Origin of the sequence: Methylomonas koyamae, from assembly GCF_006483455.1 — a bacterium.
Classification (GTDB): Bacteria; Pseudomonadota; Gammaproteobacteria; order Methylococcales; family Methylomonadaceae; genus Methylomonas; species Methylomonas koyamae_B.
The window spans coordinates 25,679-51,029 of sequence record NZ_PPPU01000031.1 but is presented as its reverse complement, the minus strand read 5'-3'; the positions used below and the strand labels follow the sequence as shown (position 1 = coordinate 51,029).

Below are 25,351 nucleotides of genomic sequence, written 5' to 3'. Positions count from 1 at the left end.
TTGCTAACGCACCGGTCGGGCGGGCCACAGCCGCCACCAGAACGCTGGCAAACGCTACAACAGGAGTTCAGCAGATACCATGCCAGTCCTAACAAATAAAACCAGATGCCGATTCAGCAGGCTGGAGCGGGAAGCCGAGCGGCTGAAATATCAGGAACGGCGGGGCCTGACAGGGTGGACGGGAGATTCGAGTCGCGATTGAGAGAATGGATGTCCGCTCCAGCTTGGTCTGATGACGACAAGCCCAAGCGATGAAACGGACGGCGGAAGCTAGGGGATTTAACCCAAACACCCCCTAAGCGGCAAATGGTAACTTATTGTATTGGCTGGCTCTTTGGCTTGATATCGGCAAATCCCGATACCGGCCTGGGTGATTTAACATATTTAGATTGTCCCTGGCCGGATCGACGCCGCCAAGCCACCACGAGAATAGGCAAAATCGGATTTTTAAATCGTAGCAGCGCTGAAAATCGGCTAGGTACGGAAGAACACATCGGCCAGATCGCCAAGCAGACCTTGCTCCGGGCGGTCGGCGAACACACCGCTTGCCGGCCGCTCGGGCTCCATGCCGCGCACGAACAAGTACTTGACGCCGCCGAAATGACGGGCGTAATCGTAATACGGCAGGCGTTGGCTCAGGTATGCGTGCAATACCAGACTGTACAGCCAATATTGCAGGCCGTAATTGTGTTCGCGCATGGCCTGCAGCAGGCTGGCCTGGCTATAGTCCGCCAAGGCGTTGGTTTTGTAATCCATTACAAAGTAGCGGCCGCCGTAACAACAGACCAGATCGATGAAGCCGGTCAGATAGCCGCTGATTTGTTTGGCGTCCAGCGCCTGGTAGGCCGGACAGGCGGCCAGGATCCGGTTGATGCGGGCGGTATCCACCCGGCCCGGCATGGACAGGTAAAACGGCATTTCCTTGATGCACTGCGCCGGCGCCAGATTTTTCAGGCAAAACCCCGGATCTTCGCTGAGCGGCGTGGCCGTTACCCGGTACAGCACCTCGCTCAAAATTTGCGGTTGCGCCAACTGCAGACCGTAGCGCAGGCAGGCTTGGGCGCTGGCGCGGCCGATGTCGCGCCGACCGGCCAAGTCGGCAAACGCCACGGTCTCCAGCAGGCTGTGGATCACGTTGCCGGTGTGGGCGCCGCGCGGCAGGGCTTCATCGCCGGCCGGCTGGTCGTGGCTTTCTTCGGCTTTATCCGCCGGCAGTTCCGGCGTCTGCTCCAGGCTCAGCGCCGCCAACGCGGTGTAGCTGCTCATTTGCCAGATGCTGTGCAGACTGCGGGTTTGGCGGCGATGCGCCAACGCCAGGTCGGCAGCACGGCGGTCGGCCGGCAATTCGGCCAGCTCGCCGGCCGCTTCGGCCGGTAGCAGGCGGTACTCGAATAAATCCGGTTCTGCGCTTGCCAGCTGTTGCAGCACCTGCTGCTGGCCGGCGAAATCGCAGTCGGCGAATTCGAATAAATAGGCCATGGCCGAATCGTTGGCCCGCTCCTTGGTGCGGACGTCGGCCCAATTCAGATAGCAGCGGTACTTGGCGCGAGTCAACGCGACGTAAAACAAGCGCAGGTCCTCGGCCAATTCTTCGAACAAGGCTTGTTCGCGGCGTTCGGCGAATTGTGCCGAACCCAGGTCGGCAACCATCGTCCCGTGTTCGTGGCATTGCACCAAAGCGGTTTCGGTTTTCAGCCGGTCGCTGCGCCGCCATAGATCGGGACAGAACACCAGCGGGTACTCCAGGCCTTTGGAACTGTGCAGCGTGACGATCTTGACCGCGTCCTCGTCGCTTTCCAGCCGCAATTGGCGGTCTTCGCTACTGTCTTGCGCCGCTTGCTGAATCGCCCGCCGCAGCCAGTCCAGCGTCTTGTTGATCGCCAGATGCTCGTCGATCGCCGCTTGCTGCAGCCGCTCGGCCAAATGGTGGATATTGGTCAGCACCCGTTCGGCTTGGGGTTGCGCCGACAGGTGTTGTTCGATCCGTTCCCGCCGCAGCAGTTGCTGCAGCGTCGCCAGCAGGCCCTGGTTGCGCCAGCATTGCAGATAGTCCTGAAAGCGCGACACCCAAGCGTCCAGCTCCGCCTCGTCCTGGCTCAGCCGGTACAATTGCTGGCCGTCCAATCCGAACCAAGGCGTGGCCAACGCCTGCTTCAACAAATCGATTTGGCCGGCGCCGGCCACCGCCCGCAGCACGTGGTACAACTCGAAAGCTTGGATGGAGGCGAATACCGACTGCTTGCTGTTCAATACTGCCGATATGCCGGCTGCCAGCAACGCCTGTTGATAGGCGGCGGCAGCGGCATTGCTCCGCACCAGAATCGCGATGTCGCCGGCTTGCACCGGCCGTTCCGCGCCGTGCTTTTCGGCGATGCGGCCGGCCGTCAGTAGCCGGCTGATTTCGGCGACGACGGCGTGCTCGATCAGCGCCGAGACTTCCCCGCAACTACCTTTGCGCGCGGTCCAATGCTCCTGCTTGCCGGGATTTTTATCGAGCTGCCACAGGACCAGCGGCGCGCCGGCGATGCTGCCGTCGCCGGGCTGGCGGCCGGCCATGACCGGCGTGAAATCCAATTGATCGAACAAAAACGGTTTTTGCCGGCGGAACAAACGGTTCACCGCCTGCACCAGATGCGGATGCGAGCGCCAATTGTGCAGCAACGTGTAATGCCGGTCGGCGCGCTGTTGGGCCGCGAAGTAGGAAAAAATATCGGCGCCGCGGAATTTGTATATCGCCTGCTTCGGATCGCCGATTAAATACAAGTAATGTTCCGCGCTGGCAAATACACCGGAAAAGATCCGCCATTGCTTGGCGTCGGTGTCCTGAAATTCGTCGATCAACGCCGCGCGGAAGCGCAGGCGCAATTCCGCCGCCAGCAAGGCGCCGTTGTCGCCGTCCAGCGCCGCCGCCAAGCGGGTGATCAGGTCGTCGAAGGACAACACGTTCTCCCGCAACAGGCGCCGGTCCAGCTCCGTGCGCAAGCTGGCCAGCAACGCGGCGCGCAACGCGACCGGCAACCGCCGCACCGTATCGGCCAGAGCCTCGAACGGCGCGCAATCGATATTCAGACCAGCCAGATACTGCTGCTTCTGTTCCTCGGCCGGCAGCGGCTTGTTCTTGCTGCTGCGGAATTTAATGCCGTTCAGGCCGGCCAGCAACGTGACTTGGTTCAGACAGTCGAAATCCGGCAAATCCTGCTCCGGGTCTTGCAACCACTCTGCCAGGGTTTGCAGCCGTTGCGGCAAACCGGCGGCGAAGCTTGCGCTAAAGTAGCCGGCTTCTAGCGCATCGATCAAGGTTGCCGCTACCGTCGGCAATTGCGCAGCGGCGGCCGCGCGCAAGGCCGGCAGCGCCGCCAAATCGGCGTCCAGATCGGTATCCAGCGGGTAGGCGTTTTGCTGCAGATCGATGCGCAGCACGCTATCCAGCAAGGTGTCCGGAGTCGGATAGGCGCGCAGCAGCAATGCGGCTTGCCAGGCCGGGCGTTGGTAGATTTGCCGACGCCAGAAGTCGTCGGCGCACTGCAACTTCAATTCGGCCACGTCGCCGCTCAGTTCGCAATCGAACAACTGGCCGCTTTCCAGCGCGTGTTCGGCCAGCACCCGTTGGCAGAAACCATGAATGGTGAAAATCGCCGCCTGGTCGATATCGAGCAGTGCCAGTTCCAAGCGTTGGCGAATGCTGGCGCTATCCAGCGTCAAGCCTGCCAGCCAAGCGGTAATGGCCGGATCGTCGCCCGGCGCCGGATGCAGCAGCATTTGCCGGGCCTCGACCAGGCGGGCGCGGATACGGTCCTTCAGTTCTTCGCTGGCGGCTTTGGTGAAGGTCACCACCAGCAGTTGCTTGATGTCGAGCTGGCATTCGACCACAAAGCGCAGCACCAGCATCGCAATGGTGTAGGTCTTGCCGGTACCGGCACTGGCTTCGATCAGATTAATGCCGGTTTCCAGCTTGCCGCGAGTGGCGTCGAAGGCCTTACTCTGCATGCGCCGCCCTCCAGGCCGGTTCCAGCCAATCCCGGCAGAACCCACTAAATGCGTCGCAGAGCAAATCGCTCAAGTCGCGGTAGGCAAACAGTTGGCCGATTTCCGCTTCGTAACCCTGTTCGATGGCGTCGGCCAGACGTTTGGTCACTGCGGCCAGCGCCGTTTCCGGGTCGTTATGGCGCACGAAATCCAATGCCGCTTCGGTAAAAAACGCGTCGGGCCGGCTTTGGCCGCTCTGGAAAATCGCTAGTAGTTGCGGTAGCGCGTCGTCGGGTTCGGCTTGGGCCGGAAAACGTAAGTCCGCATCGACGCATACCAAGTGGGTGGCTTGCGGCGCGATGCGGTTGGCGATCAAATGCTGCAACCAGGCGCCGAAAAAATCGCGGCCTTTCAGTTTGCCGAAGCGGTAAATCAGTCCGCCGTGTTGGTGTAAACGCCCCAGTTTGCCGACCAATCGATAATCGCCGATAGCCAGATCGATAGCCTGGGGCGGTAGCGGCTCCCCCAGCTGTTTGCCGGCGATAATCGCGGCGAATTCGGTGATTGCCGGCTGGCGGCGGCGCCAGGCGATTTCGCCGGCGGCGCCGGCCGGCCACAAACCGCGGGCTTGCAATTTTGCCAGCGAAAATACTTTGCCCTGCAGTTCGGCATCGAGCCAATCCTGGGCTAACAAATAGTCTTCCAGGCTGTTCAAGGCAAACGGTTCGCGCTCTTCGGCGTCGACTATCAAGCTGGGAAGCTGCAGTTCCAGGCAGTGGCGGAAAAAATAGCGTTGCGGGTGGTGGAAAAACTGGCGTAAGCGGTCGATTTCGATCACGGTGTCGGTTTCGGCCGGCAACGCGCCGGACCACCAGGGCTGCGGCGCCGGTTTCTCGCCGCGCAGGCGGCGGGCGGTGTCGCAATCGTGGCGGGCGTAGCTGAACAGGTTGGGATCCTGGCCGAGGAAATAACGCTGACTGAACGGGTGCAACGGGTGGCGAACCACGATGCCGTCCAGGCCGTAACCGTCGCGCAGTACCTCGAGCAATTCGCTGACGATGGGCGACGGCGGAATTTCGCTATTGTCGCGCAGCGATTGGCCCAGATAGGTAACGATCAATTGCCGGCGGGCGGACAGCAGTATTTCCAGAAATTGGTAGCGGTCGTCGGCGCGGCGCGAACGGTCGCCCAAGCGCGGATGCGCAGCCAGCAGGTCGAAGGTCGGCTGGCGTTCGATTTTCGGGAATTCGCCGTCGTTCATACCCAACAAGGCGATGATCTGAAACGGGATCGACCGCATCGGCAGCATCGAACAAAAAGTCAGTTGGCCGCGCAGAAAGCCGGCGCCGGATTTGGTTTCGTCCATCCGGCCTTGCAGCCAGGCGACGATCACGGCCAAAGCCAGCGGCCGGTCGTGAATCGCGGCCATCTCCGCCATTTCGGCCAGCAGCTCATTCAGCGCTTGGCGTTGCGCCGTTTCGGCGCCGGCCAACAGGCCGTCGGCGTAGCGGCTCAGGCAGGTTTGCCATTCGCTCAGGGTTTTCTCGGCCGCCAACTCGTCGCCGGCCCGGAACAGTAGTTGCAGGAAAGCGTTCAGGCCACCCAGCGCCTGTGCCGAAGAGCCTTCGATATCCGGGTAGGGCAGGATGTCGTCGACGAACTCGTCTTCGGCCAGGGCATAACCCATGAACAACCGCTCCAGGCCGGCCTGCCAGGTATTCTGCGGCGTCGGCGGCAGGCCCTGCGCTTGCTTGGCCTCGCCCGAACGCCCCCAGCGCACGTGCAACTCCTGCAGCCAATAGGCGATCAATTCCAGATCGGCAGCCGCCAAACCGAAGCCTGTGTGAATCTGCGGTTGCTCCAGTAAATCCATGACTGTGCGCCAGCCCAGCCGGCTTTGCGACAGTTTCAGAAAACGGATGAAAGCGTCCAGCAGCGGATCGCTGATTTTCAGGCTGCGGTCGGCGACGGCATGCTGGATGTCGTCGAATACCGCGCTGATGAACGGGGCGTAGGCCTGGATGTCCGGCGCCATCACGACAATGTCGCGCAGATCCAGATGGGGGTGTTGTTCCAGGGTTTGCAATAGCTGGTCTTTCAACACTTGCACTTCGCGCAGGCGCGAGTGGCAGGCGTGAATACCGATCGAAGCGTCGGCCGCCAGCCGGATTTGCTGCGGTACCCGGTTGGCAAGGACGTCGTTTTGCAGGCATTGCAGCACGGTCTCTGGCTCAGCCGGCTCGAAGCTGCTGGGTTCGAAGGCGAATTCGGCCTGCTCCAGCAACATTTGCTGGAATTCGCGGCCTTGCTGACCCAGCCGGACCAGTAAGGGATGGCCGTCGAACTGTTGCAATTCGGCCAGCAGCCGCTTCGGCGGCAGGTCGGCCCAGTAACCCTGGACCGGATTTAGTAGATACAGGTGGACATGGCAATGGCGGGACAAGGCCTGCAGGTAGTTCAGCATCAGCGGCGGCAAGCTGTTGACGCCGAATACCGAAACCCGTTCCGGCAATTGCCCGGCGAACGCACCGGGTTCCGCTTGCTGCAGTTTGGCGATCGCTTGCAGCCAGTGCGCGCCGCGGTGACGCTGGCCGATTTCGGCAACGACGGCGCGCCACAACTGGGCTTGCCAGGCTTCCGCCGGGCTACCGTATAGCAGGCGCCGCGCTTGCCAGGCCTCGAGCAGGTCCGGCCGCAGCATCTGGTATTGGTCGTAGACCCGCGCCAATTGTTGCGCCAATTGGTAACGCTTAAGCTCGGCGTTTTCGCCGACTAGATATTGCCGCAAAGCCTGATACACTTCGGCGTCGAGATCGCGCAATAAGGCTTCGAAGCGCCATAGCATCCAATGGCGGTCGAAGGCTGGCTCGTAGAGTTCGTCGTGCAGCGTCGCGGCGATTTCGGCGAAGAATTTGGCCGGGAACAAATAGCTGAAATGGCCCCAAACCTTCAGCCGCGCTGCCAGTTGCTGCGATAGCCAGCGTTCCATACCCTGACTTTGAATCAAGAACAACTCGGCGGCGAACGGCGACGATAACGGTGCGGCGCTAATGACCGTGACCAGGTGCTCCAGCAGGTTTTCGGTTTTGTTGGAGCTGTGCAGGACGAACATCGGCGGATTGAAAAATCTGTTTACAGTAAGGGCAAGCTAAGTGATAGTTTTACAGTAGCGTTTAACCAACAGGAATACAATGAAAAATCTGTTCTTTGTTTTTGCCCTGTGTCTGTCTTGCGACAGCTGGGCAGGCGTTTATAAATGCACCGATGCCAGCGGCCATACTAACTATCAGTCGTCGCCGTGCACCGAGCAACATAAAGCGGTGCAAATGAATCCCAAGACCGGCAGCAGCGTCGACATCACCGCACAAGAGAAGAAGCAAGCCGACGAAGCCGAATTGAAGAAATTGCAGTCAGAGCAGGAGCGCGCGGCGCAGCAGGCCAAACTGGACTTGATCGCGCAAACCAAGCAGGCGGCCAAATCGGAAAGCGAGCAAACCCAAAGCCTGATCAAGCAAAATCCGCTGCAGTTTTCCGCTTTTGCCGTCCCACCCTACGATCCCGAGAAATTACCGGTTGAAATCAAACCGTTCGAAACCCGGCTGCCGGATGTCGAGAAATTTCGGCGTTTAGCAGCTCAGAAAGCCTTGGCCGGCGGCGAATGCCAACGGGTCGAAGCCGACGAACTGAACGGCAAAAGCAAATTGGACCAGTTGGTGTTCTCGATCAACTGCAGCAGCGGTAAAACCTATACCTTCAGCGAAAGCGACCTGAGCCAGCCATGACCCAAGGCAAAATCATTTTTATTACCGGTTGCTCGTCGGGCATCGGTTATAGCACCGCTCTGTATCTGAAATTGCGCGGCCACCGGGTGATCTGCTCGGCGCGCAAAGCGGAGGATGTCGAACGCTTGCGCGGCGAGGGCTACGAATGCCTGCAACTCGATCTGGCCGACTCGCAAAGCATTCGTGTTGCTGTAGACGAGTTATTGAGGTTAACCGACGGCAAGCTCGATGCGGTGTTTCACAACGGCGCGTTCGGCCAACCAGGAGCGGTGGAGGATCTGAGTCGGGATGTATTGCGCAACCAGTTCGAAACCAACTTTTTCGGCGTCCACGAGTTAACCAATTTGTTGTTGCCGGTGATGCGTCGGCAAGGCCACGGCCGGATCATTTACAACAGTTCGGTGCTGGGTTTTGTAGCGATGAAATTCCGCGGCGCCTATAACGCCAGCAAGTTCGCGCTGGAGGGTTTGGTCGATACTTTACGTCTGGAATTGCGCGGCAGCGGCGTGCATGTGGTATTGATCGAGCCGGGGCCGATCGAGAGCCGTTTCCGGCAGAACGCGTTTGCCTTGTACCGGCAAAACATCGACCCGGAACGCAGCGTCCACAAAGAAACCTATCGAGCCATGGAGGCTCGCCTGCAAAAGCAAGGTCCGGCGGCGCCGTTTACCTTGCCGGCCACGGCAGTCGCCGAAAAAGTCGCAGCGGCATTGGAGTCCGCGCGACCTAAAATCCGTTACCGGGTGACCGTCCCGACCCATCTGTTTGCCTGGCTGAAACGCCTGCTGCCGACAGCGTGGTTGGATAAGTTACTGGTCAGCGTCGAATGAGGCGAAACGGGCCGGAAAAACCCTGATTTTCGCCAATAAACTCGCTAGCAAAGCGCATGAACTATGCTATTATCCCGGCCCAACATGTGGTGGCTAAATCGGTTGGATTAGCAGCTATATGTTCTTATAAAAATAACTGTGAGGTTCAATACATGAAAATTTTAAAAAGTGCTGTTATCGCGTTCTCTTTGGCTGCCGCTATGGGTTCTTTTTCGACTGCTGCGGTTGCCGAAGCCGGCAGAACGTCCTACAAACCTATTGATGCGATCAATGGCGTTTTAGAGCGTATCGCTGCTGCCGAGACTGCGATTAACAACGGCGCTGAAGACGCTGAAGTTGCAGCCCTGATCAAAAAAGCCGCTGATTTTTCCGAAGAAATCAATGCCAACGATAAAGTTGCCAGAGAAAATTCAAAAGTCAGATCTCACCTGAAAGCCGCTATCACCGCTGCTAAAGCCGCCAACCTGCAAGAGTCTAAAGAGCACTTGGCAAAAGCGAAAGCCGGCATCGATGGCTTGAAAAAATTGCTGTAATCGTTTCGCGGCAGGGCGCTTCGGCGCCCTGTTTTTTATCCCGTCTGCTCTACCGTTCCAGAACGGCCTTCCCGTTACAAATAAAATTGCTTTTCAGCCACTAAGGCTTCCAGTTGCGCAATCAAGTCTTTTGCGTTTTTGGCATCGATTTTCGCTAAATCCACCGACACGCCATTCATCAAATGCCACCGGTTCAATAGCGATTGTAATTTTGCAGCATTGCTCGCGGTGAAATGAAATCGACTCAGGATGCCTTGACAATCCCGCCCGTCAGGCCCCGCTATTACAGCTCTCAACTCCCTCAGCGCAACTATCAGGTCTGCCACAACCGAAAGCCGGCCGCCAATCCAGTTTGTTACCGCATCCTCAGTGATGTTCGCCAGCGGCGAGTCGGCGTTATCGGATACCACCTTCAAGCAATGAACCAGTTCGCTGGAACTGAATTTAACCGCGGTTTCGAAAAAGGCGGAGGCTTCCATGTCGCGGATGTAGCCGTCGCTATATGTCTCATCTGCTTGGGACATTGTTTTTAAAGCGTATGTCGGACACGGCACCGAGAAAGGCAACTGCGGATAAAAGCGCCGGCCGCTGTCGGCGTCAATGATTTGGTCAGCCAAAACGCAACTGCCTAGCGGAAGATTGCGATGTCCGGCCACGCCAAAATTCAACAACAAGGGTTGCGCGACATCCGGGTGGCGCGCCAGCGTGTAGGCCACTGCTGCGGCCATCGCTACTTTTCCCAGGCCGCTAACCGTAAGAACGCTGTTTTGATTCTGGTAAGTGGCAAACGCTTGTATTTGCGTGTTTTTTTTAAGCTTCCAGGCGGCAACCAGGGGCTTTGCTTCACAGGGCAGGGCCACAAAAACAAAAATCTCAGGTGCTGAGTCGTTCACATTTTTCATTAAAAAATGCTTTGTTTTTAATGTGTTGTTGAATATTGTTAATAAGTGACTTAAATTTAAGGCTCGTCATTTTATTTAGGGAGAACTTCAGTGATCGAGTCTAACGTCTACCGCGCCGAAAAAAGCGCCAGCGCCCGGCATTGGGTCGAAACATTATTGGCCGAACGCTCCGCGGTTTGGGAGTTGTATTGCCAGATAGGGAAAATGCTGCCATTCAATGGCGACAGTCATTTGCGCTCCGTGCTATCCGAATTCTCTCAGCTACTGATCGATTATATTTCACTCGGCCATTTCGGCATTTACGAGCATCTATTAACCGAAACACAGGACGAATCTACGGCACTGAACTATGCGGAACGGATTTATCCGGCGTTTTCCAAGATCACAGCCTCGGCGGTATCGTTCAGCGACACCTACGACGAAGGCCGGCGCAAATTCAAAACCGATAATCTGGCGCAAGACTTATCTGTACTCGGCGAGCACTTGGCAGAACGCATGGAGCTGGAAGACCAGCTTTGCTCCATGCTGCTGCATTGAACCGTAGAAACCACCAAAGGCTTATTTGCCGCCGACTGCCGAAATGCCGGAGGCCGGGCCGTTAGCCCCTTTGATAAACTGCGCTTTCAAATGGTCGAATGCCGCCTGCAGCGTCTTATCCATCACCACTTGATTGCCGATCGAGACGATAACTCGGGCTAACTCGGGCATTTTGGTTTTGGTCGCCAGCATGTAAATCGGCTGCACGTACAAAATCGAATTGCCCATCGGCAAAATCACCATGCGGCCTTTTTTCACTTCAGAACCCTGTTGGTTCCACAGCGTGAATTGGGCGGCGATTTCCGGATTCTGGTCGATCAAGGCATTGACCTGCGACGGACCGTTGACCTGTACATCCTTCGGAAATTTGAAGATGGTAATACCCGGTTTGTAACCGCGGCCGCAGTCGGCTTCGTCCAAAGTGCCGGCCAGGCCGACCATGCTCAGATTGTCGCGGCGAATCGGCGTCATCGGATTGATCATGACGAATTCTTCGGTGTCGTTGCAACGGTTGAAATCCATCGTAATGAAATAGGGCAAAACCGATTGGCCGTCGACCGTGGCGTATTGCCAGGTTTCGGCCTGCTCGTAAAACAACTCCGGCGTGTTTTGGTGGTACTTGGCGTAAATCTTCATTTGCATGAAGTACAAATCGCGCGGATAGCGCAAATGTTTCAGCAAGTGATCCGGCATCTCCTTCAGGTTTTTTAACAGTCCGGGGTAGGCTCGGCTGTATGCCTTGATAATCGGGTCGTCCGGGTTGGCAATGTAATAGTCGACGCTGCCGTCGTAAGCGTCGACCACCACTTTGACCGAATTGCGGATGTAATTGAACTGGTGGCTGCCGTCCAGATAATCGTCGGCGGCCGGTTTCGAGACCGGATAGTATTTCGATAGCGTATAGGCGTCCTGGATCCAGTAAAACCGGTCTTTGTCGATGACCAGATACGGGTCTTTGTCCAGATGCAGGAACGGAGTCAACGCGCTGATGCGTTCGTCGATATTGCGGCGCAGCAATAATTTGCTGTCGCCCGAGATACTTGGCGAGAAAAAGATTTTTTCGTCTTTCAAATAAAAGGCAAACAACAGCTTTCTAAACAGCGATGGGATCGGGATGCCGGTATTGCCGCGGTAATCTTTACCTTCGTCGGGTGCCGACGTGGAGATATCGGATACCGCCAGTTGGTTAGGCACAATGGCATAACGATACTTTTCCAGACCGTAATAAATATCCGGATATTTGACCGAAAAGCCGACGTCGGAGCTCATGTTCAAATCGCGCAGATACCAGACGATTGGAATACCGGCGTCTTGCGCCGCCGGCGAAACCACCGCACCGTAACCGTGGGTGAAACGCAGATGGGTGTTCTCCCAGTTTTGGGCTTCCTTCGGCATGCGCTCGATGTTGACTTCCCGCGCCGCCAGATTGACTTGCTGAAAATGGTCGTTGATGAAATAGCGGTCTTCGTCGACAGTCGGAAACACGTAGTACGAGCGCAAACCCTGCAACTGCATGTAGCTGTCGATCAAAAACTCGCGATCCCAGACCGGAATGTTTTCGAAATGCTTGACGTTGGACCAGGCCTCGATATCTTTGGTCGCGTCGAGATTGACTTTGAAATCGACGACTTTGATGTTGTTCAGGTCGTAAGCCGCCATCGTCGCATCGATGTTGTGCAGCATCGAATCGCCCTCTGTCCGGGTAAAATTAGGCTTGACGATAAACTTTTCGATCATTTCCGGAATGGTATGCGAGCCGCTCAGCCCCCAGACCGCCAGATAACCGAGCACGGCAACGATGGTCGGGGTTTTGCTGCGGTGCCGTTCCGAAAATGCATAAAACACGATAGAGACCGCGATCGCGGCGATGAAAAATATTTCCAGCCAAATCAACGGCAATTGGTAATGCAATTCGACAAAGCCGGGGCCGAAAAACACCGGTTCGTTTTGGTCGGAATACAGCAGCGAAAACCGGTCCAGCAGAAAGCCCCAGATCACGAACAGCACGACAAAGCCGAACAGAACCGCCAGATGGATTTTGGCGCCGAGCGGAAACTCCTTACTTTGGTTGGGTACAAACACGTGTTCCAGCCAATACAACACGCCTGTCGCCAACAGCACCAGCGCGGCCGTAGTCAGTAATTCCTTTTGAATCAACATGTAAATCGGATACGAAAACATGTAGAAGCTGACATCGTTGCCGTATACCGGGTCGGTGATGCCGGCGGCTTCGCCGAAGAAGAACAGTAGCGCTTGTTCCCATTGCAAGTAGAAAGGGACCGCGATCGCGATCGCCAACACTAGCGAGACCGGCGTGTAAACCTTAGCCGAGCCGGTCATAAACACATCGGCAAAACGCTGAAAACGGCGGCGTTTGCCGTCGTCCATCAAGATGTCGTCAGGCGGGTTAAGGCCCAGGTAACGGGAGGCGATCCAGAAATGAAACAGGAAGATTGCAAAGAAGAATGCGGTAACCGCCCCGGAAAAGATAAAGCGATAGAGCAGCTTCAACCAAAAGTAGGTTTCGAATTCCAGCGAGCGAAACCACCATAAATCGACGAAAAAATCGAGAAACACGAAGTAGAACGCCACGTACAAAACGGCAGCTACTACCAGGGTTGCCGCCATCAGCGCCGGCAACAGTTTCCAGTTACGCATAATGTCCTCTTTTAATAGTTTTACGCTTGCCCGCCGTGGCCCCGACCGGAGTTAAATCGGCCCGGTTAGGCGTTTGCATATCGCTCGCCGAGCATTCTAACACCCAATTCCGGATTGTGATTGGGTTGCCGCGGGCTGGCGGTCAAGGCCTAAGGGCAAGTTGTTCGGCACCGGAATTTGGAGTATGTTCAAACCCAATAATTATGAGCTTTTTCAAAGGGCCAACAGGGGGAGAGGAAAATGACGCATCAAACCAACCACAGCAGACGGCGGTTTTTGCAGACTTCGGCAGCGGGAGCAGCCTTCGCGGCGCTGCCTGGATTGTCGGCGGCGACCGGCAGCAGCCTGCTGCGCAAAGCCACGCCGGGATTTAATGCCGATGTCGAAATCGAGTTTTCCGCGCAAACGTCGCAAGTACGCGTTTTTGCAGACGGCCCGGCCACACGGGTACAAACCTACAGCGCCTCGCTTTTAAAGGGGCCGGCGAGCACATTGCGGACACTGCCGGACAATTATCTCGGCCCGATCCTAAACTTGCAGCAGGGCCAGAAGGTACGGATATTTTTCAATAACCGCCTGCAGGAACCGTCCATCATTCATTGGCACGGTCTGCATGTGCCGCAGCACAGCGACGGCCACCCGATGTATTCGATACAGCCCGGCGAGCAATACGTTTACGAATTCGAAGTACTGAATCGGGCAGGCACCAGTTTGTACCATTCGCACGCCCACGACTTGACCGCCGAACAAGTTTATCGCGGTTTGGCCGGCTTGATCGTGGTCAACGACGCCGACGAAGCCAAGCTCGATTTGCCGCGCGGCGAATTCGATCTGCCGCTTGTCATTCAAGACCGGCGTTTCGACGAGCGAAACCAATTGCAATATCTGCAGGCGATGCCGGAGCGGATGATGGGCTTTTTGGGCGACACGATATTGGTCAACGGCAAACCGCAGGCCGAATTCAACGTCAAATCCCGCGCATACCGGTTTCGTGCCGTCAACGGCTCCAATTCCAGAATCTACAAACTCGGTTGGGACGACGGCACGCCATTGACAGCGATCGGTACCGATGCCGGATTGCTGGCGCAGCCGGAAACCCGGCCCTACATCATGCTGGCTCCGGGCGAGCGGGTCGATTTGTGGCTGGATTTCAGCGGCAGAGCCGTTGGCACGCGCTTGACCCTAAACAGCCTGGCCTATTCCGGCGCCTTGCCGGGGATGCATGGCGGCATGGGCATGATGCATGGCAAGTTGGCGCAGGGCGCGAAATTTCCGATCGCGGCGTTCAAGGTCAGCGAAAAAGTTGCCGACTCGCCGAAGTTGCCGAAAACCCTGGTGCCGTTGCAGCGCCTAAGCGAAGCCAATGTCGACAACCGGGACAACCCGATTCCGATAGCTTTGTCGATTCGCCATATGCGGCCGCTATTGAACGGACTTTCGTTCTCGATGGACAGGGTCATGGATTACGAGAAAGTGGCGCTGGGCTCGATCAAAAAAATCAGAATCTTCCACGACCATGGTGGCGCGGACGGCCAACACAGCGGCGGTATGGGCATGGGCCGGATGGGCGGCATGCGCGGCGGCGCGGAATCGGACCGCAGGGGCATGGGCGGAATGGGGGGCATGATGATGGAAATGGCCCATCCGATACACCTGCATGGCCAGCAGTACCAGATCCTGTCCCGCAACGGTGCAAATACCAAAGCCGCAGACTATGCAACGGTGAAAGACGGGTTTATCGATTCGGGCTGGAAGGATACGGTATTGGTGATGCCGGGAGAAGAGGTGAACATCATCAAGCCGTTCCAGGATTACAAGGGCTTATTCCTGTATCACTGCCACAATCTGGAGCACGAAGATTTGGGCATGATGCGCCAATATTACATCGGCTGAAAACAAAACGCCGGTGCCGAGACAAGCTCGACACCGGCGTGTTTTAGCGGCTAGTTCGGATTACTTTTTCCCGAATAAATCCAGGATACGTTGCCGATTGGCAAAACCGACATAAGCCAAACCGCCTAAAATCAGACCGGTAACCAATTGGCCGAAAAATGACGATTGTTCGGCGGACGCCGGTTGCCCAGCGGCATCGGTTTTAGCCGGTGCAGGCGGTGGCGGTACGAATGCAGCTTGTTTCTTGTTGGAAATGTCCGGTAAACCCAGGCTTTTCCAGGCATCGTAATCCTGCCAAGCGGGGAATTTGCCTTGCCAGAATTCCTTGGTGAAATACGGTGCCAAGCTCATGCCGTGAACTTTGGGGATGCCGCGCTCGTCCATGTAGCCTTTGTAAACCACCAAGCTAATGTCGCCACCTTCGCCGATACCGTTGGTGGTGAACGATTTCTCGACATGGTCGTGAAACATCCAGACGCCTTGGCCGAAACTATTCAAGCCGTCGTCGACGCCGCTAAGTTCCAGATCAAGTCGCTGTGCCGGAACCATGCCATGCACGTCGCGCTTGATATAAGAAGAGGGGCCGTTATCGACGCCGTCGTAATGCGTCACCATCGGTTTATGGCCGTGGATATGCAACGCGAACTCTTCCTCGTGGCCGTTCAGGACGCGAATTTTGACCTTTTTATTCTCTTCCATCAGGATCAACGATTCGCGTAAAGTGTACGGGAACGAGCGGCCGTTGAGCATGAAGTAATCCGGCTTGGCTTCGGTGATATCGTATTCCTGATTCATGCGCCGGGCGATAATCCGCGGATCGTTAGCGGAACGCACCATTTCATGCAGCTCCTTGTCCGCGGATTGGTAGTGCAGATCGTATTCGCCCGCATATTTTTCCTTGACCGCTACCGATGGATGGCGGACTTGGCCGGCACCGACGTTAAACACCTGGACCCAGTTATTCGGGCGGTTTTCTTCCACCACAAAAATACCTTGCAAACCCATCGGAATATGCGTGTGGGGCTGAACATGGCAATGGTAATACATCGTGCCCGGCTGACGGGGTTTGATGACATAGGTTTTGCTTTGGCCCGGCATCACGTCCATTTGCCCGGTCTGGCCGACGCCGTCGTTGCCTTCGCCGCCATGGTCCATGTAAGGATGATCGATACCGTGCAAATGAATCGAATGCGGGAAGTAGTGACTGTTTTCCAACACAATCCAAACGATGTCACCTTGCTCTACGCGGATTACCGGCGACGGTGCACGCAACAGCGGATTTGCCACCGGTTCGTATAGACTCAGAGTCGACATGTCACGGGTTTTGGGCGCATAAACCCAGAACGTGGGCTGAATGCCGGGGGCAATGTCGAAAGTCGTAGTCGGTTCCTTCATGTCCGGCGAATGGCCGTTGAGCTCGGCAATTTCCAGCTTGATGATGTAATGGTCCGGATCGCCGTCGCCGTCCATGTCGTTGCTGACGGTGATCGCATCGGCGGCCAACTGGGTTTCCATCAGGGTCGCCATGGAAATATTGTTGGTACCTTTTACAAACGCAGCGATCTCGGCAGGGTTGTCCGGATTGCACATCCGCGACTCCTGAATTTCCACACCGTCGATCACTTGTGCCTCGCGCCATTTCGGATCGGTAAATTCTGAACAAAACTCTTCTGCCGCCCCCAATTTGACGTTAGTACTTGCCGGTAGCTTGTCCGCCGCCGCCAAAACCCAGTGCGAACCGGACAGCAACATCGCGCCACACAGCATGGGGATAACCTTTTTATGCATACAAAACCTCATAAAACAGACAAATTAGCGGATAGCTCGACAGGGCATCCGAACATCAGAAAAAGCGCGATACTGTAACCAGAACCCATGGGTAAAGTACAGAAATTATTTAACAATTTTGCCGCCGAGGCGGCTCGGTTCGCCAGCCGAGAAAACCTTGCAATCGGGCGAAGCGGCTATGCCTTATAATTCCATAACCGGCGCTTTTTGCTAATCGTCGGACAAAATATTTGCCCGTTAATTCAGCACGCGACATTATGCCCAGCCTCCGACTCCTGCTTTGTTTGATCCTAATTTTATCAGTTCACGGCGGCTATGCCTGGCTCAGTAACCGCCCGCAGGATGCCGGCACCGACGTTCCGGCCGGCAAGTTGATGAGTCTGTCGTTTGCGCCGTTCCGTGAAGGCTTCAATCCGTTGCTGGCAAAGTTTCCGCTGCCCGAACACGTCGATGAGGATTTGCGTTTATTGGCGGATAAAACCGAAACCATCCGCACCTATTCCAGCCTGGGCGGCATGCAACCCACGCCCGAATTAGCACGGAAATACGGTTTGCAGATGATTCAGGGTTGTTGGATCGATGCGATTTATCTCGACAACCAACGGGAAATGGAAGCCTTGATCAAATCAGCGAACGCGAATCCCGATGTCGTGAAACGGGTCATCGTCGGCAATGAAGTTTTGTTGCGCGGCGAAATGGATGTCGATCGGCTGATCGGTTACATCCGCGCCGTGAAGCAGGCGGTCAAGCAACCGGTGTCTTATGCCGACGTCTGGTCGATGTATATGAAGCATCCGCAACTGATCAACGAGGTCGATTTCATCACCATTCATATTCTGCCCTATTGGGAGGACGAGCCGATCTCGGTGGAAAATGCGACGCAACATTTGGAGAAAATCGTCAAACAAGTGGAAGACGAAGCGCGCGGCATCGCCCCCGGCAAACCGATTCTGATCGGCGAGTCCGGCTGGCCCAGTGCCGGTCGCCAGCGGGGCCTGGCAGTACCGAGCGTGGTCAACGAAGCCAAGTTCATCCGCGGCATGATCCAGGTCGCCCAGCGCCATAATTTCGATTACAACATTGTCGAAGCCTTCAATCAGCCCTGGAAAAGCGAGTTGGAAGGCGTGGTCGGCGCTAACTGGGGCCTGTTCTCGGCTTCCCGCAAACCGGTATTTCCGTTAACCGGGCCGGTGCTGGAAACGCCGAACTGGACATGGCGCTTGGCGGCGGCCACATTGCTTAGCTTGGCGGTGGTTGGAGTCTTTTTTAACAAGCTGCAAGCCTTGCCTTGGCGGGCGATGCTGCTGGTTTTGGCGACGATTCAGACCTTCAGCGCCTGTTTGGTCACGCTGGCCGATTTCCTTTGGTATACCAGCTACAGCGACTGGCAAAGGCTTTACACCTTATTAATAGTGGTGGCCAACGCGGCAATGGCCGGGTTGTTGCTTGGCCGGGTGCAGCAAATCCTGGCCGGCCGCCCCGGATCGCTGGAGCTGGCAAAGGCATTGCGGACAGGATACTTACTGTTTGTCGGCTTGGCGCTGTACAAAACTTACGGCCTGGCAGTCAATGGCCGCTATCTGAGCTTCCCGATCGAACAGTTTTCGGTTCCGGTTTCCGGCTTGGTCGCGCTAATCGTGTCCCGATGGTTGGGACCTGGGAAATCCAACGGCGGCTTGCTGGCGTTCGATCAGTTGATAGGCTGGGAATCAGGCCTCAAACATAGCCGTGTCGTCGCCTACTTACTGTGTTTCGCAATTGCCGGAATGGTGGTCGGCGAAAGCCTGGCATTTATGGTGGGCCGGGATTTCATCCAGGCTCATCCCGGCATCGCCGAAGGCTTGCCGGTCGCGCTAAGTTACACGCTGAACAACCGGCAATTAACGACTTGGCTGGTTTATCTGGCGGTGCTGTCGTTACCGTTTTGGTTCGGCAAACCGCAGAACGCTGATCGCTAATGCTAGATACTTCGGCTGCCGAAACCGTGCCTTCGGCGCGATGTTTTCCAAGCCTCAATATCGAGCGACAGTTTGCCGCGCGGCAATTTGTCACATTCTCAAATCCCTAGCCCGCCAGTAAACTATATGCAACTCTTATGTATGCGCTCCCTCTCCTAAAGGGTAAAGAGTTTTAATATCCTTCCTCAATGCGGCCTTGCGCCGCATCTTTTTTTGGACGAGGTTGTCATTATGGAAAGAAACTACCATTCTTCGACGTCCACTTTCGTGCATCCGGACGAATTGGACTTACGCACCGCTTTTCACGAAGCCGGCCACGCAGCGGCCATTTACCTTGGCAACCGGCAAAAGCAATTACCTCCCGTGTTTTTCGAAATCCATGTCCAACGCCCCGGAGCGGGTAAAGACCAGTTCTTTGCCAAAGTGGTGGACGGTAATCTGATCCAAAACCTGCCGATCGCCGTCGTCGAAAGTTTTTCATTACTTGCAGAACATCAACAGCACAGTTGCCAAAGGGCTTACGAAGCCGATGTCGTGAATCTGCTGGCCGGCCCGTTAGCCGAAGCCAAATACGTGGCAATCCGCGACGACGAGGTGTTCAATCTCAACCTGATTAATTTCAACGCGCTGCACAACTACGGCGGATACAGCGATCTGGAGACCGCCTCAAGCTATTTGGAGCACTTCATTTCATCCAGGGCCGAGCGCGAAAAGAAAATGCAGGAATTACTGGCCGAAGCCTTCCGGATTATCGACGATCGCCGGCATTGGAAATGCATTTTGAATTTGGCCCACTACATTTTGGACAGCCAGCAAGAAGTGATTTCCTGCGACCAAGCAATTACCGTGTTCGATCGCTGTATGGCCGCTACCCGACCTTACCGTTCCGCCCGCTACCCTTTCTTTTTCAACTAATCCCGCCTTGCCGCCCGGCAATTACGTTAGATAGCGCAGGCGGGCGCTTACCGCGCCCCTAGCCGAGATCGTCGGTGAATAAAGTACAACGGTTTCGCCCCTGTTGTTTGGAGCGGTACAACGCTTGGTCGGCTCGAACGAAAACGTCTTCGTGCTGGTCGCCTTCCTTGAATTCGCTGACGCCGCAACTCAAGGTTAAATTGATTTCCTCGCCGTTGGAATGAAATCCGGAATGCTGCACAATACTGCGAATGCTGTCTGCGACTTCCAGGGCTTGGTCTTCAGGGGTGTTGGGCATCAGCATCACAAACTCTTCGCCGCCGTATCGGGCGACGAAATCGGTTTCCCGACAGTTGCTTGACAATAATTGACCGACCAAAGCCAAAGTCTTGTCGCCGGCTTTGTGGCCGTAATTGTCATTAATCTGCTTGAAATGGTCGATATCCCAAATCACCAACGCCAACGACTCCTTGTAGCGCTTCCAGCGATTCGTTTCCATTTCCACTCTGTTGTTGTAAGCCAACCGGTTGGGCAACCCGGTCAGCGAATCGCACATTGCTTTGTCGTGCTCGATTTTCAACTTGGTGCGCAAAGTCTCGGTTTCGGTTTCCAAGGCCTGCAATTTTTGCGTCATGATCTCGATTTCCTGCTGCGCTTCGAGCTGGCGCACGTCTTCGATCTGCTTGTGTTCGAGCAACTGTTCCAGTAAACGGTCGAGGTGCTCGCTGGTGTGGGTTTTCAACTCGGCCAGTCCTTGCGCCGATTGTGCAGAGTCCTTCAAATCGCCGACCTGCCGCGAAATTCTTTCGCTCAGGTCGTTGCGATTGTCCATCGACAATTTGTTGGCTTTGCTGGCGGTTTCGGCCTGTTGCTCGATTTCGCCCAGTTGGTCGGTCAAGTCGGCCAGAAACAGATCAAGATCCTTTTTCTCGGAAGCCCCGTAGTCCTTGATGTTCAACAACAACTCGATCGCCGAGTCGATTACACGTTTATAAGCTTGCCCGGTTTGTCTGGCGTGGACGCGTTGCCGGAGCAGCGTAGTCTGCTGCTGAAATCTTAGCGGTACCTCGGCCTCGCCTAACAGTTCCTCCAGGCGTTGAAACACGTAGTCGTGCTGGGCAGCGGCCGAACTATCGCTTCCGGGCTCTTCCTTAGCTTGCTTGGATATTTGCAGCAACGTTTTCGACACGGCTTGCAGCTCCTGCAACAAGTCATGCAAATTTGCGCCGCTGCGCAATCTAGCGCCGATCGTAACCAGATGCGGCTCCAGCAATTTGTGGCTGCCCTGGCTGAAAATCAAAAGTTGGATGACCAACTTATACAGAAATTTTTCGATATCGACCGGGGCGGAATAAGGAGACTGAATCGCCATCGTACAATCGCTCTAAACCACGACGCAACGATTCCGTCCGGAATGCTTGGCTTGGTACAAGCCGGCATCGGCACGTTCGAATAAGGCCTCGGTGCTATCGCCTTCCCGGTACTGACTCAAGCCGCCGGACAGGGTAATGTTCACTTTGTTGCCATTGGCGTTGAAACTGCAGCCTTGTACCGTATTACGCAGTTTTTCGGCGACTTGCAGTCCGGCCGCGGCATTGGTATCAGGCAATAACATGACGAATTCTTCGCCGCCGAAACGGGAAACGAAGTCGGTTTGCCGGCAATGTTCGGTCAATAACTTGGCGATAATGACTAACGCCTTATCTCCGGACTTATGGCCGTAAGTGTCGTTGATAGCCTTGAACAAATCCACATCCCAGACGATCATCGTCAGCGGCGACTTGTGCCGCTTGCAGCGCGCGATTTCGTCGGCGAGCCGGTCTTCTAAGGCCAATCGGTTCGGCAAACCCGTCAATGGATCGCGGGTTGCCCGCTGCTGGGCGACATCCAGCCGCGAACGCAATTCGCCGGATTCGGATTCCATTTCCTTCAATTTCGTTGCCAAGGCCTGCATTTCTTGACTCACCCGATCGCGTTCCTGTTGTTCCCGGCGATTGTGTTCCTGAATTTGCTCGCTGATGGTACTGAGCCGGCTGCTGACGACTTGCTTGAGCGGTTCCAATTGGGTGGCATTTTCAGCTTTTTCCTTCAATTCCTGAATCTGTTCGGATACGGTGCGATCCAACAGGTTACGTTTTTTCAAACTGTTTTCGGCGGCCAAGTTGACGCCGGTGGCTCTGATGCCAAGCTCCGTCAACTGTTCGGTTAACGCGGCCAGAAATACCGCCATTTCGCGCTGCTCGGCTTCCAGATGGTTTTTTATCGACAGCAACAGGCTGATGGTATCGTCGAACACCCGTCCCAAAGGCTGCCGTTCGTTCTGGATCCGCCGTTTCAGTTGCTCGGCATCCGCCGCGAAAAACGACGGGATCTCGGCATTGTCCAGCAAGCGTATCAACTGAATGTGGATCGCATCGACATCGATGTCGCCGGCCGGCAGCTCTACACCGAGAGCCGGCAGCGCCTGAGCTTTGTTTTCGGCTTCGATCAGTTCCAACAGCGCCAAGAACAATCCTTGGTTGTTATTAAACCGGCGGTTTTCGTAATCGTCGCGAACGTGGTCGAAGCGAAGCTGCAACGGCGGGTATTGTTTGCCGAGAAATTCGAATAACAAGCCCGCATCGGCAAAATTGGTTTCCGCCGAATCTTCCAATTTGGCCAACGCGGCCGAAAAGGCAGACAATTCCTGTTGTAGCTGTTGGCTTTGCAGACCGCTTTTCAACAAATTGCGGATCCGGTTCAAATGCGGGTCTAACTGCCGGTTGAGCCCTTTCACCGCTAACGCAAAACGGACGATGGTTTTGCAGAGTAATTCTTCGTTGGCTTTGAACTGCTTTTCGCTTTGCTCCTGCTCATCCAGTAGCCGGAGATATTTCTCCTTCCACTTTTCCGGCCCTTCTTCCTTGTTTTTGAAAAAAACCATGAACTCCGCCTCAATATCGAAACTTTCTCCGGGCCAAGTATAGCCTATGGCCAAAATTGCGACGGACGGCTTCCGCGTCCCTGCCGGAAGCTGCCAAGGCTGTTGCAGCCTTATTTTTGGGGGCTTTCCTGGGCGATCAGCTGGTTGACCACGTTAAGCATATTGGCCTGTGATTTGGCCGACTGCGCGGTCACCTTGTATTTGCCGTTGACCACCAGAGAAGGCACGCCGGTAATGCCGTAGCGCGGCCCGATCGATTCGGCCTGGCGCAATTTGGCGTCGACCAGAAACGAGCTGTAGGCGGCACGGAAATCTTCCTCTTTCACGCCGTGGGCGGCAAAAAATTTCGCCAAGTCGTCTTCGTCTGTTAGTGCCGGCTTTTTGTCTCGAAGCGCTGCTTGGACGGTGTTGAACAGGTCGGCATGCACATTTTCCAATACACCCAGAGCTTCTGCGGTGTAATAAGCTTTAGCGTGCTTGCCCCACAGCTCGCTGAACACCGCCGGTTGGCGGATAAATTCGACGTTGGCCGGCTTGGTTTTCAGCCACGCCACCATTGCCGGCTCCAGACTGTAGCAGTGCGGGCAGCCGTACCAGAAAAACTCGATAACTTCGACTTTAGCCGGATTTTGCACCGGTTGCGCCGGCGAGACGGGATCATAACCGCCTTCCGCATTCGCCAACGTGGCAAAACCGAACAGCCCCAGCAACGCAATAATTTTTAACATCAAAGTTCTCCGTAAAAAATAATCCCGACAATCGGCTTCGATGGGCTTATTTCATCGTCGAGATGTAATAAGAAACCGCTTTGATATCCTCATCGGTCATCTTGGTGGCGATCATGTGCATCATGTTTTCCCGATTGTTGCTACGGGCGCCGGTCTTGAAATCGGTCAGCGTTTTAATCAGATAATCGGCATGTTGCGAATGCAACGACGGGAACGAGGCCGGTTTGTTGCCTTCCGCATAAGGGCCGTGACACGCCACGCAAGCCGAGACTTCCCGGCTTAAATTGCCGTTGCGGTACAAATCGCTGCCCTGCGCGATCAATGCCGCCAACTCGGCCTTTTTCTGCTCGTCGGTTTTGGCCGGGGCGTCGTCATCGTCGTCGCTGGCCGGCAAAACCGGAGCAGGATTGGCGGATATTTTATTGCCGGCGTAGTAAGCGGCGATTTCCTGAATGGTTTGATCGTCCAGTCCGGCCGCCAACGGCGCCATCATAGGCGCAATTCGACTACCGTTCTTAAAGGCCTGCAATTGCTTCACCAGATAGCCCTGGTGCTGGCCGGCCAACTTCGGGAAGCTTGGCATGGTACTGTTACCGTCTTCACCATGGCAACCCGCGCAACTGGCGGCCTTGGCCTTGCCGGCGCTGGCGTTGCCTTGGGCGTGGACATAACCGGCGGCGGACGCCAACGCCAAAGAGATGGAAACAGTCAGGAATTTTCTTATCATTATGGGCCCCTGCTCAGGAAAGGTTGATCGGCACAAAGCACGCGGCCGTCGGCCGCCAAGCGCTATAATGGCCGGATTCTAACCGATTTAATCACTGTAAGCGAGACTGGATGAATCCGATCTACCACCAGGCCAAGTTCATCAACAGCGCCCCCAAACTGAAGGATGCGCCGCCGGATCAGGGCAAGGAAATTGCGTTCGCCGGCCGTTCCAATGCCGGTAAATCCAGCGCGATCAATACGCTGGTACAGCAGAATGCGCTCGCCCGAGTCAGTAAGACACCCGGCCGCACCCAATTGTTGAATTTCTTCGAAATCGACCCAGAGCGAAAACTGGTGGATTTGCCCGGTTACGGTTACGCCAAAGTCCCCGAAGCGATGAGACAAGAGTGGCGAAAAATGATGGAAACCTATCTGAACCAACGCCAAGCTTTGTGCGGCATCGTGTTGGTAATGGATATCCGCCATCCGTTGACCGACTTCGACTGGCAAATGGTCGAGTGGTGCGAACACCGCAAATTGCCGCTGCATATCTTGTTGACCAAGGCCGACAAACTCAAATTCGGCGCGGCTAAAACCACGTTGCTACAAGTGCAGAAGGAGTTGAGCCGGGTCGATATTGTCGTGAGCTTGCAGCTGTTTTCGGCCTTAGACAAAGTCGGCGTCGACGACGTGCACCAGATTCTGGACGAGTGGTTCGGATTTTCCGTGGCAGCGCTCTGACATGTGCCGCCGATAGCGGCAGCAAAATCCTCCGCTAGCCGGGATCGGCCGTAGCTGGAACGGACTATTGCCGGCTCTGGCTGTGTTCGGCGCAACGCAGGCATTGGTTGGCGAACGGCAGCGCTGCCAGCCGCTCCTGCCGAATCGGTTCGCCGCAGCTGACACACACCCCATACGTGCCGGCATCGATTCTGATAATGGCCTGTTTGATTTTTTCGACTTCGTCGCGGGCCGCATTACCCAAGGCATCCAGCACTTGATCGTTTTCGGTTTCGACGGCTTGTTCGGAGAAATCCTTATCCAGCGGATGCTCGGCGTGCTTCACATCGGCGGTAATCTTACCCAGCCGGTCGTCGAGATCTTCCAGCATATTCAGCAGTTGGTCGCGCACGTCTTGATATTCTTTCATTTCAGTCTCCGCAGCGGTGCTGCATGGCTTGGTCCGGCCGGTGCCGGCCTTTTGGTTTATACAACGAAGCTCCTGCCGGC

At 55.8% G+C, this 25,351-nt stretch carries 18 protein-coding genes; 8 read left to right on the top strand and 10 right to left on the bottom strand.

What is annotated here, in order from left to right:
- Positions 1-474 precede the first annotated feature (474 nt).
- Entirely contained in the window at positions 475-3,987 is a 3,513-nt protein-coding gene (gene recB, locus C2U68_RS16630; protein WP_140913590.1) for an exodeoxyribonuclease V subunit beta, read from the bottom strand.
- Positions 3,977-7,078 (bottom strand): exodeoxyribonuclease V subunit gamma, encoded by a 3,102-nt coding sequence (gene recC / locus C2U68_RS16625; RefSeq protein WP_140913589.1) that lies wholly within the window; start codon positions 7,076-7,078, stop codon positions 3,977-3,979. The genes recB and recC overlap by 11 nt, the downstream gene beginning before the upstream one ends.
- A gap of 79 nt (positions 7,079-7,157) precedes the next feature.
- On the opposite strand from recC, the gene C2U68_RS16620 reads away from it, so the two are divergent.
- Genes C2U68_RS16620 through C2U68_RS16610 form a run of 3 tightly spaced genes read left to right on the top strand, consistent with a single transcriptional unit; the run spans position 7,158 to position 9,111 of the window.
- A complete protein-coding gene (locus tag C2U68_RS16620; protein ID WP_140913588.1) occupies positions 7,158-7,748 on the top strand; it encodes a DUF4124 domain-containing protein in 591 nt (196 codons plus the stop codon).
- Positions 7,745-8,578: an SDR family oxidoreductase gene (locus C2U68_RS16615; protein WP_140913587.1), complete on the top strand. Its 834-nt coding sequence runs from the start codon at positions 7,745-7,747 to the stop codon at positions 8,576-8,578. Before C2U68_RS16620 ends, C2U68_RS16615 begins: the two co-directional genes overlap by 4 nt.
- 56 nt (positions 8,579-8,634) lie before the next feature.
- Complete coding sequence (locus C2U68_RS16610; RefSeq protein ID WP_260839378.1) at positions 8,635-9,111, top strand: hypothetical protein; 477 nt, start codon at positions 8,635-8,637, stop codon at positions 9,109-9,111.
- A gap of 74 nt (positions 9,112-9,185) precedes the next feature.
- On the opposite strand, the gene C2U68_RS16605 is transcribed toward C2U68_RS16610, so the two are convergent.
- Positions 9,186-10,013 carry a hypothetical protein gene (locus C2U68_RS16605; RefSeq protein ID WP_140913586.1) on the bottom strand — a complete coding sequence of 276 codons (828 nt, stop codon included), beginning with the start codon at positions 10,011-10,013 and terminating at the stop codon, positions 9,186-9,188.
- Between the two features lie 90 nt (positions 10,014-10,103).
- Between C2U68_RS16605 and C2U68_RS16600 the strand changes: the two genes are divergently transcribed.
- Positions 10,104-10,550 (top strand): sigma D regulator, encoded by a 447-nt coding sequence (locus C2U68_RS16600; RefSeq protein WP_260839377.1) that lies wholly within the window; start codon positions 10,104-10,106, stop codon positions 10,548-10,550.
- Positions 10,551-10,571: 21 nt separating this feature from the next.
- On the opposite strand, the gene C2U68_RS16595 is transcribed toward C2U68_RS16600, so the two are convergent.
- The gene (locus tag C2U68_RS16595) at positions 10,572-13,208 is read right to left on the bottom strand and encodes a UPF0182 family protein (protein ID WP_140913585.1); all 2,637 of its coding nucleotides are present in this window, start codon (positions 13,206-13,208) and stop codon (positions 10,572-10,574) included.
- Positions 13,209-13,448: 240 nt separating this feature from the next.
- Here C2U68_RS16595 and C2U68_RS16590 point away from each other — a divergent pair, with 240 nt between their 5' ends.
- Positions 13,449-15,101, top strand: coding sequence for a multicopper oxidase family protein (locus tag C2U68_RS16590; RefSeq protein ID WP_140913584.1), 1,653 nt, complete (start codon positions 13,449-13,451; stop codon positions 15,099-15,101).
- Between the two features lie 60 nt (positions 15,102-15,161).
- Here the strand turns inward: C2U68_RS16590 and C2U68_RS16585 are convergent, their stop codons facing one another.
- Positions 15,162-16,889, bottom strand: coding sequence for a multicopper oxidase domain-containing protein (locus C2U68_RS16585; RefSeq protein WP_140913583.1), 1,728 nt, complete (start codon positions 16,887-16,889; stop codon positions 15,162-15,164).
- A 284-nt stretch (positions 16,890-17,173) separates the two neighbouring features.
- Between C2U68_RS16585 and C2U68_RS16580 the strand changes: the two genes are divergently transcribed.
- Together C2U68_RS16580 and C2U68_RS16575 are read left to right on the top strand one after the other, a co-directional pair.
- Entirely contained in the window at positions 17,174-18,847 is a 1,674-nt protein-coding gene (locus C2U68_RS16580) for an exo-beta-1,3-glucanase (protein ID WP_313901418.1), read from the top strand.
- 231 nt (positions 18,848-19,078) lie between these two features.
- On the top strand, positions 19,079-19,762 hold the full coding sequence (locus tag C2U68_RS16575) for a hypothetical protein (RefSeq protein ID WP_186289645.1): 684 nt from the start codon (positions 19,079-19,081) through the stop codon (positions 19,760-19,762).
- A gap of 58 nt (positions 19,763-19,820) precedes the next feature.
- Here C2U68_RS16575 and C2U68_RS16570 read toward each other — a convergent pair whose 3' ends face one another.
- From C2U68_RS16570 to C2U68_RS16555, 4 genes are all read right to left on the bottom strand, one after another.
- On the bottom strand, positions 19,821-21,134 hold the full coding sequence (locus C2U68_RS16570; protein WP_140913581.1) for a GGDEF domain-containing protein: 1,314 nt from the start codon (positions 21,132-21,134) through the stop codon (positions 19,821-19,823).
- 12 nt (positions 21,135-21,146) lie between these two features.
- Complete coding sequence (locus C2U68_RS16565) at positions 21,147-22,685, bottom strand: GGDEF domain-containing protein (RefSeq protein WP_140913580.1); 1,539 nt, start codon at positions 22,683-22,685, stop codon at positions 21,147-21,149.
- 110 nt (positions 22,686-22,795) lie between these two features.
- A complete protein-coding gene (locus tag C2U68_RS16560) occupies positions 22,796-23,413 on the bottom strand; it encodes a thiol:disulfide interchange protein DsbA/DsbL (protein ID WP_140913579.1) in 618 nt (205 codons plus the stop codon).
- A gap of 46 nt (positions 23,414-23,459) precedes the next feature.
- Positions 23,460-24,140, bottom strand: coding sequence for a c-type cytochrome (locus C2U68_RS16555; RefSeq protein ID WP_140913578.1), 681 nt, complete (start codon positions 24,138-24,140; stop codon positions 23,460-23,462).
- A 110-nt stretch (positions 24,141-24,250) separates the two neighbouring features.
- Between C2U68_RS16555 and yihA the strand changes: the two genes are divergently transcribed.
- On the top strand, positions 24,251-24,862 hold the full coding sequence (gene yihA, locus C2U68_RS16550; protein ID WP_140913577.1) for a ribosome biogenesis GTP-binding protein YihA/YsxC: 612 nt from the start codon (positions 24,251-24,253) through the stop codon (positions 24,860-24,862).
- Positions 24,863-24,926: 64 nt separating this feature from the next.
- Here the strand turns inward: yihA and C2U68_RS16545 are convergent, their stop codons facing one another.
- Positions 24,927-25,271: a TraR/DksA family transcriptional regulator gene (locus C2U68_RS16545; RefSeq protein ID WP_140913576.1), complete on the bottom strand. Its 345-nt coding sequence runs from the start codon at positions 25,269-25,271 to the stop codon at positions 24,927-24,929.
- Positions 25,272-25,351: the final 80 nt, after the last annotated feature.

Coding starts and splice junctions, on each gene's coding strand:
- C2U68_RS16585 (WP_140913583.1), bottom strand. CDS start 16,889: ATGCATAAAAAGGTTATCCCCATGCTGTGTGGCGCGATGTTGCTGTCC.
- C2U68_RS16605 (WP_140913586.1), bottom strand. CDS start 10,013: ATGAAAAATGTGAACGACTCAGCACCTGAGATTTTTGTTTTTGTGGCC.
- C2U68_RS16610 (WP_260839378.1), top strand. CDS start 8,635: ATGAACTATGCTATTATCCCGGCCCAACATGTGGTGGCTAAATCGGTT.
- C2U68_RS16575 (WP_186289645.1), top strand. CDS start 19,079: ATGGAAAGAAACTACCATTCTTCGACGTCCACTTTCGTGCATCCGGAC.
- C2U68_RS16595 (WP_140913585.1), bottom strand. CDS start 13,208: ATGCGTAACTGGAAACTGTTGCCGGCGCTGATGGCGGCAACCCTGGTA.
- C2U68_RS16620 (WP_140913588.1), top strand. CDS start 7,158: ATGAAAAATCTGTTCTTTGTTTTTGCCCTGTGTCTGTCTTGCGACAGC.
- yihA (WP_140913577.1), top strand. CDS start 24,251: ATGAATCCGATCTACCACCAGGCCAAGTTCATCAACAGCGCCCCCAAA.
- C2U68_RS16570 (WP_140913581.1), bottom strand. CDS start 21,134: ATGGCGATTCAGTCTCCTTATTCCGCCCCGGTCGATATCGAAAAATTT.
- C2U68_RS16590 (WP_140913584.1), top strand. CDS start 13,449: ATGACGCATCAAACCAACCACAGCAGACGGCGGTTTTTGCAGACTTCG.
- C2U68_RS16555 (WP_140913578.1), bottom strand. CDS start 24,140: ATGATAAGAAAATTCCTGACTGTTTCCATCTCTTTGGCGTTGGCGTCC.
- recC (WP_140913589.1), bottom strand. CDS start 7,078: ATGTTCGTCCTGCACAGCTCCAACAAAACCGAAAACCTGCTGGAGCAC.
- recB (WP_140913590.1), bottom strand. CDS start 3,987: ATGCAGAGTAAGGCCTTCGACGCCACTCGCGGCAAGCTGGAAACCGGC.
- C2U68_RS16560 (WP_140913579.1), bottom strand. CDS start 23,413: ATGTTAAAAATTATTGCGTTGCTGGGGCTGTTCGGTTTTGCCACGTTG.
- C2U68_RS16545 (WP_140913576.1), bottom strand. CDS start 25,271: ATGAAAGAATATCAAGACGTGCGCGACCAACTGCTGAATATGCTGGAA.
- C2U68_RS16565 (WP_140913580.1), bottom strand. CDS start 22,685: ATGGTTTTTTTCAAAAACAAGGAAGAAGGGCCGGAAAAGTGGAAGGAG.
- C2U68_RS16615 (WP_140913587.1), top strand. CDS start 7,745: ATGACCCAAGGCAAAATCATTTTTATTACCGGTTGCTCGTCGGGCATC.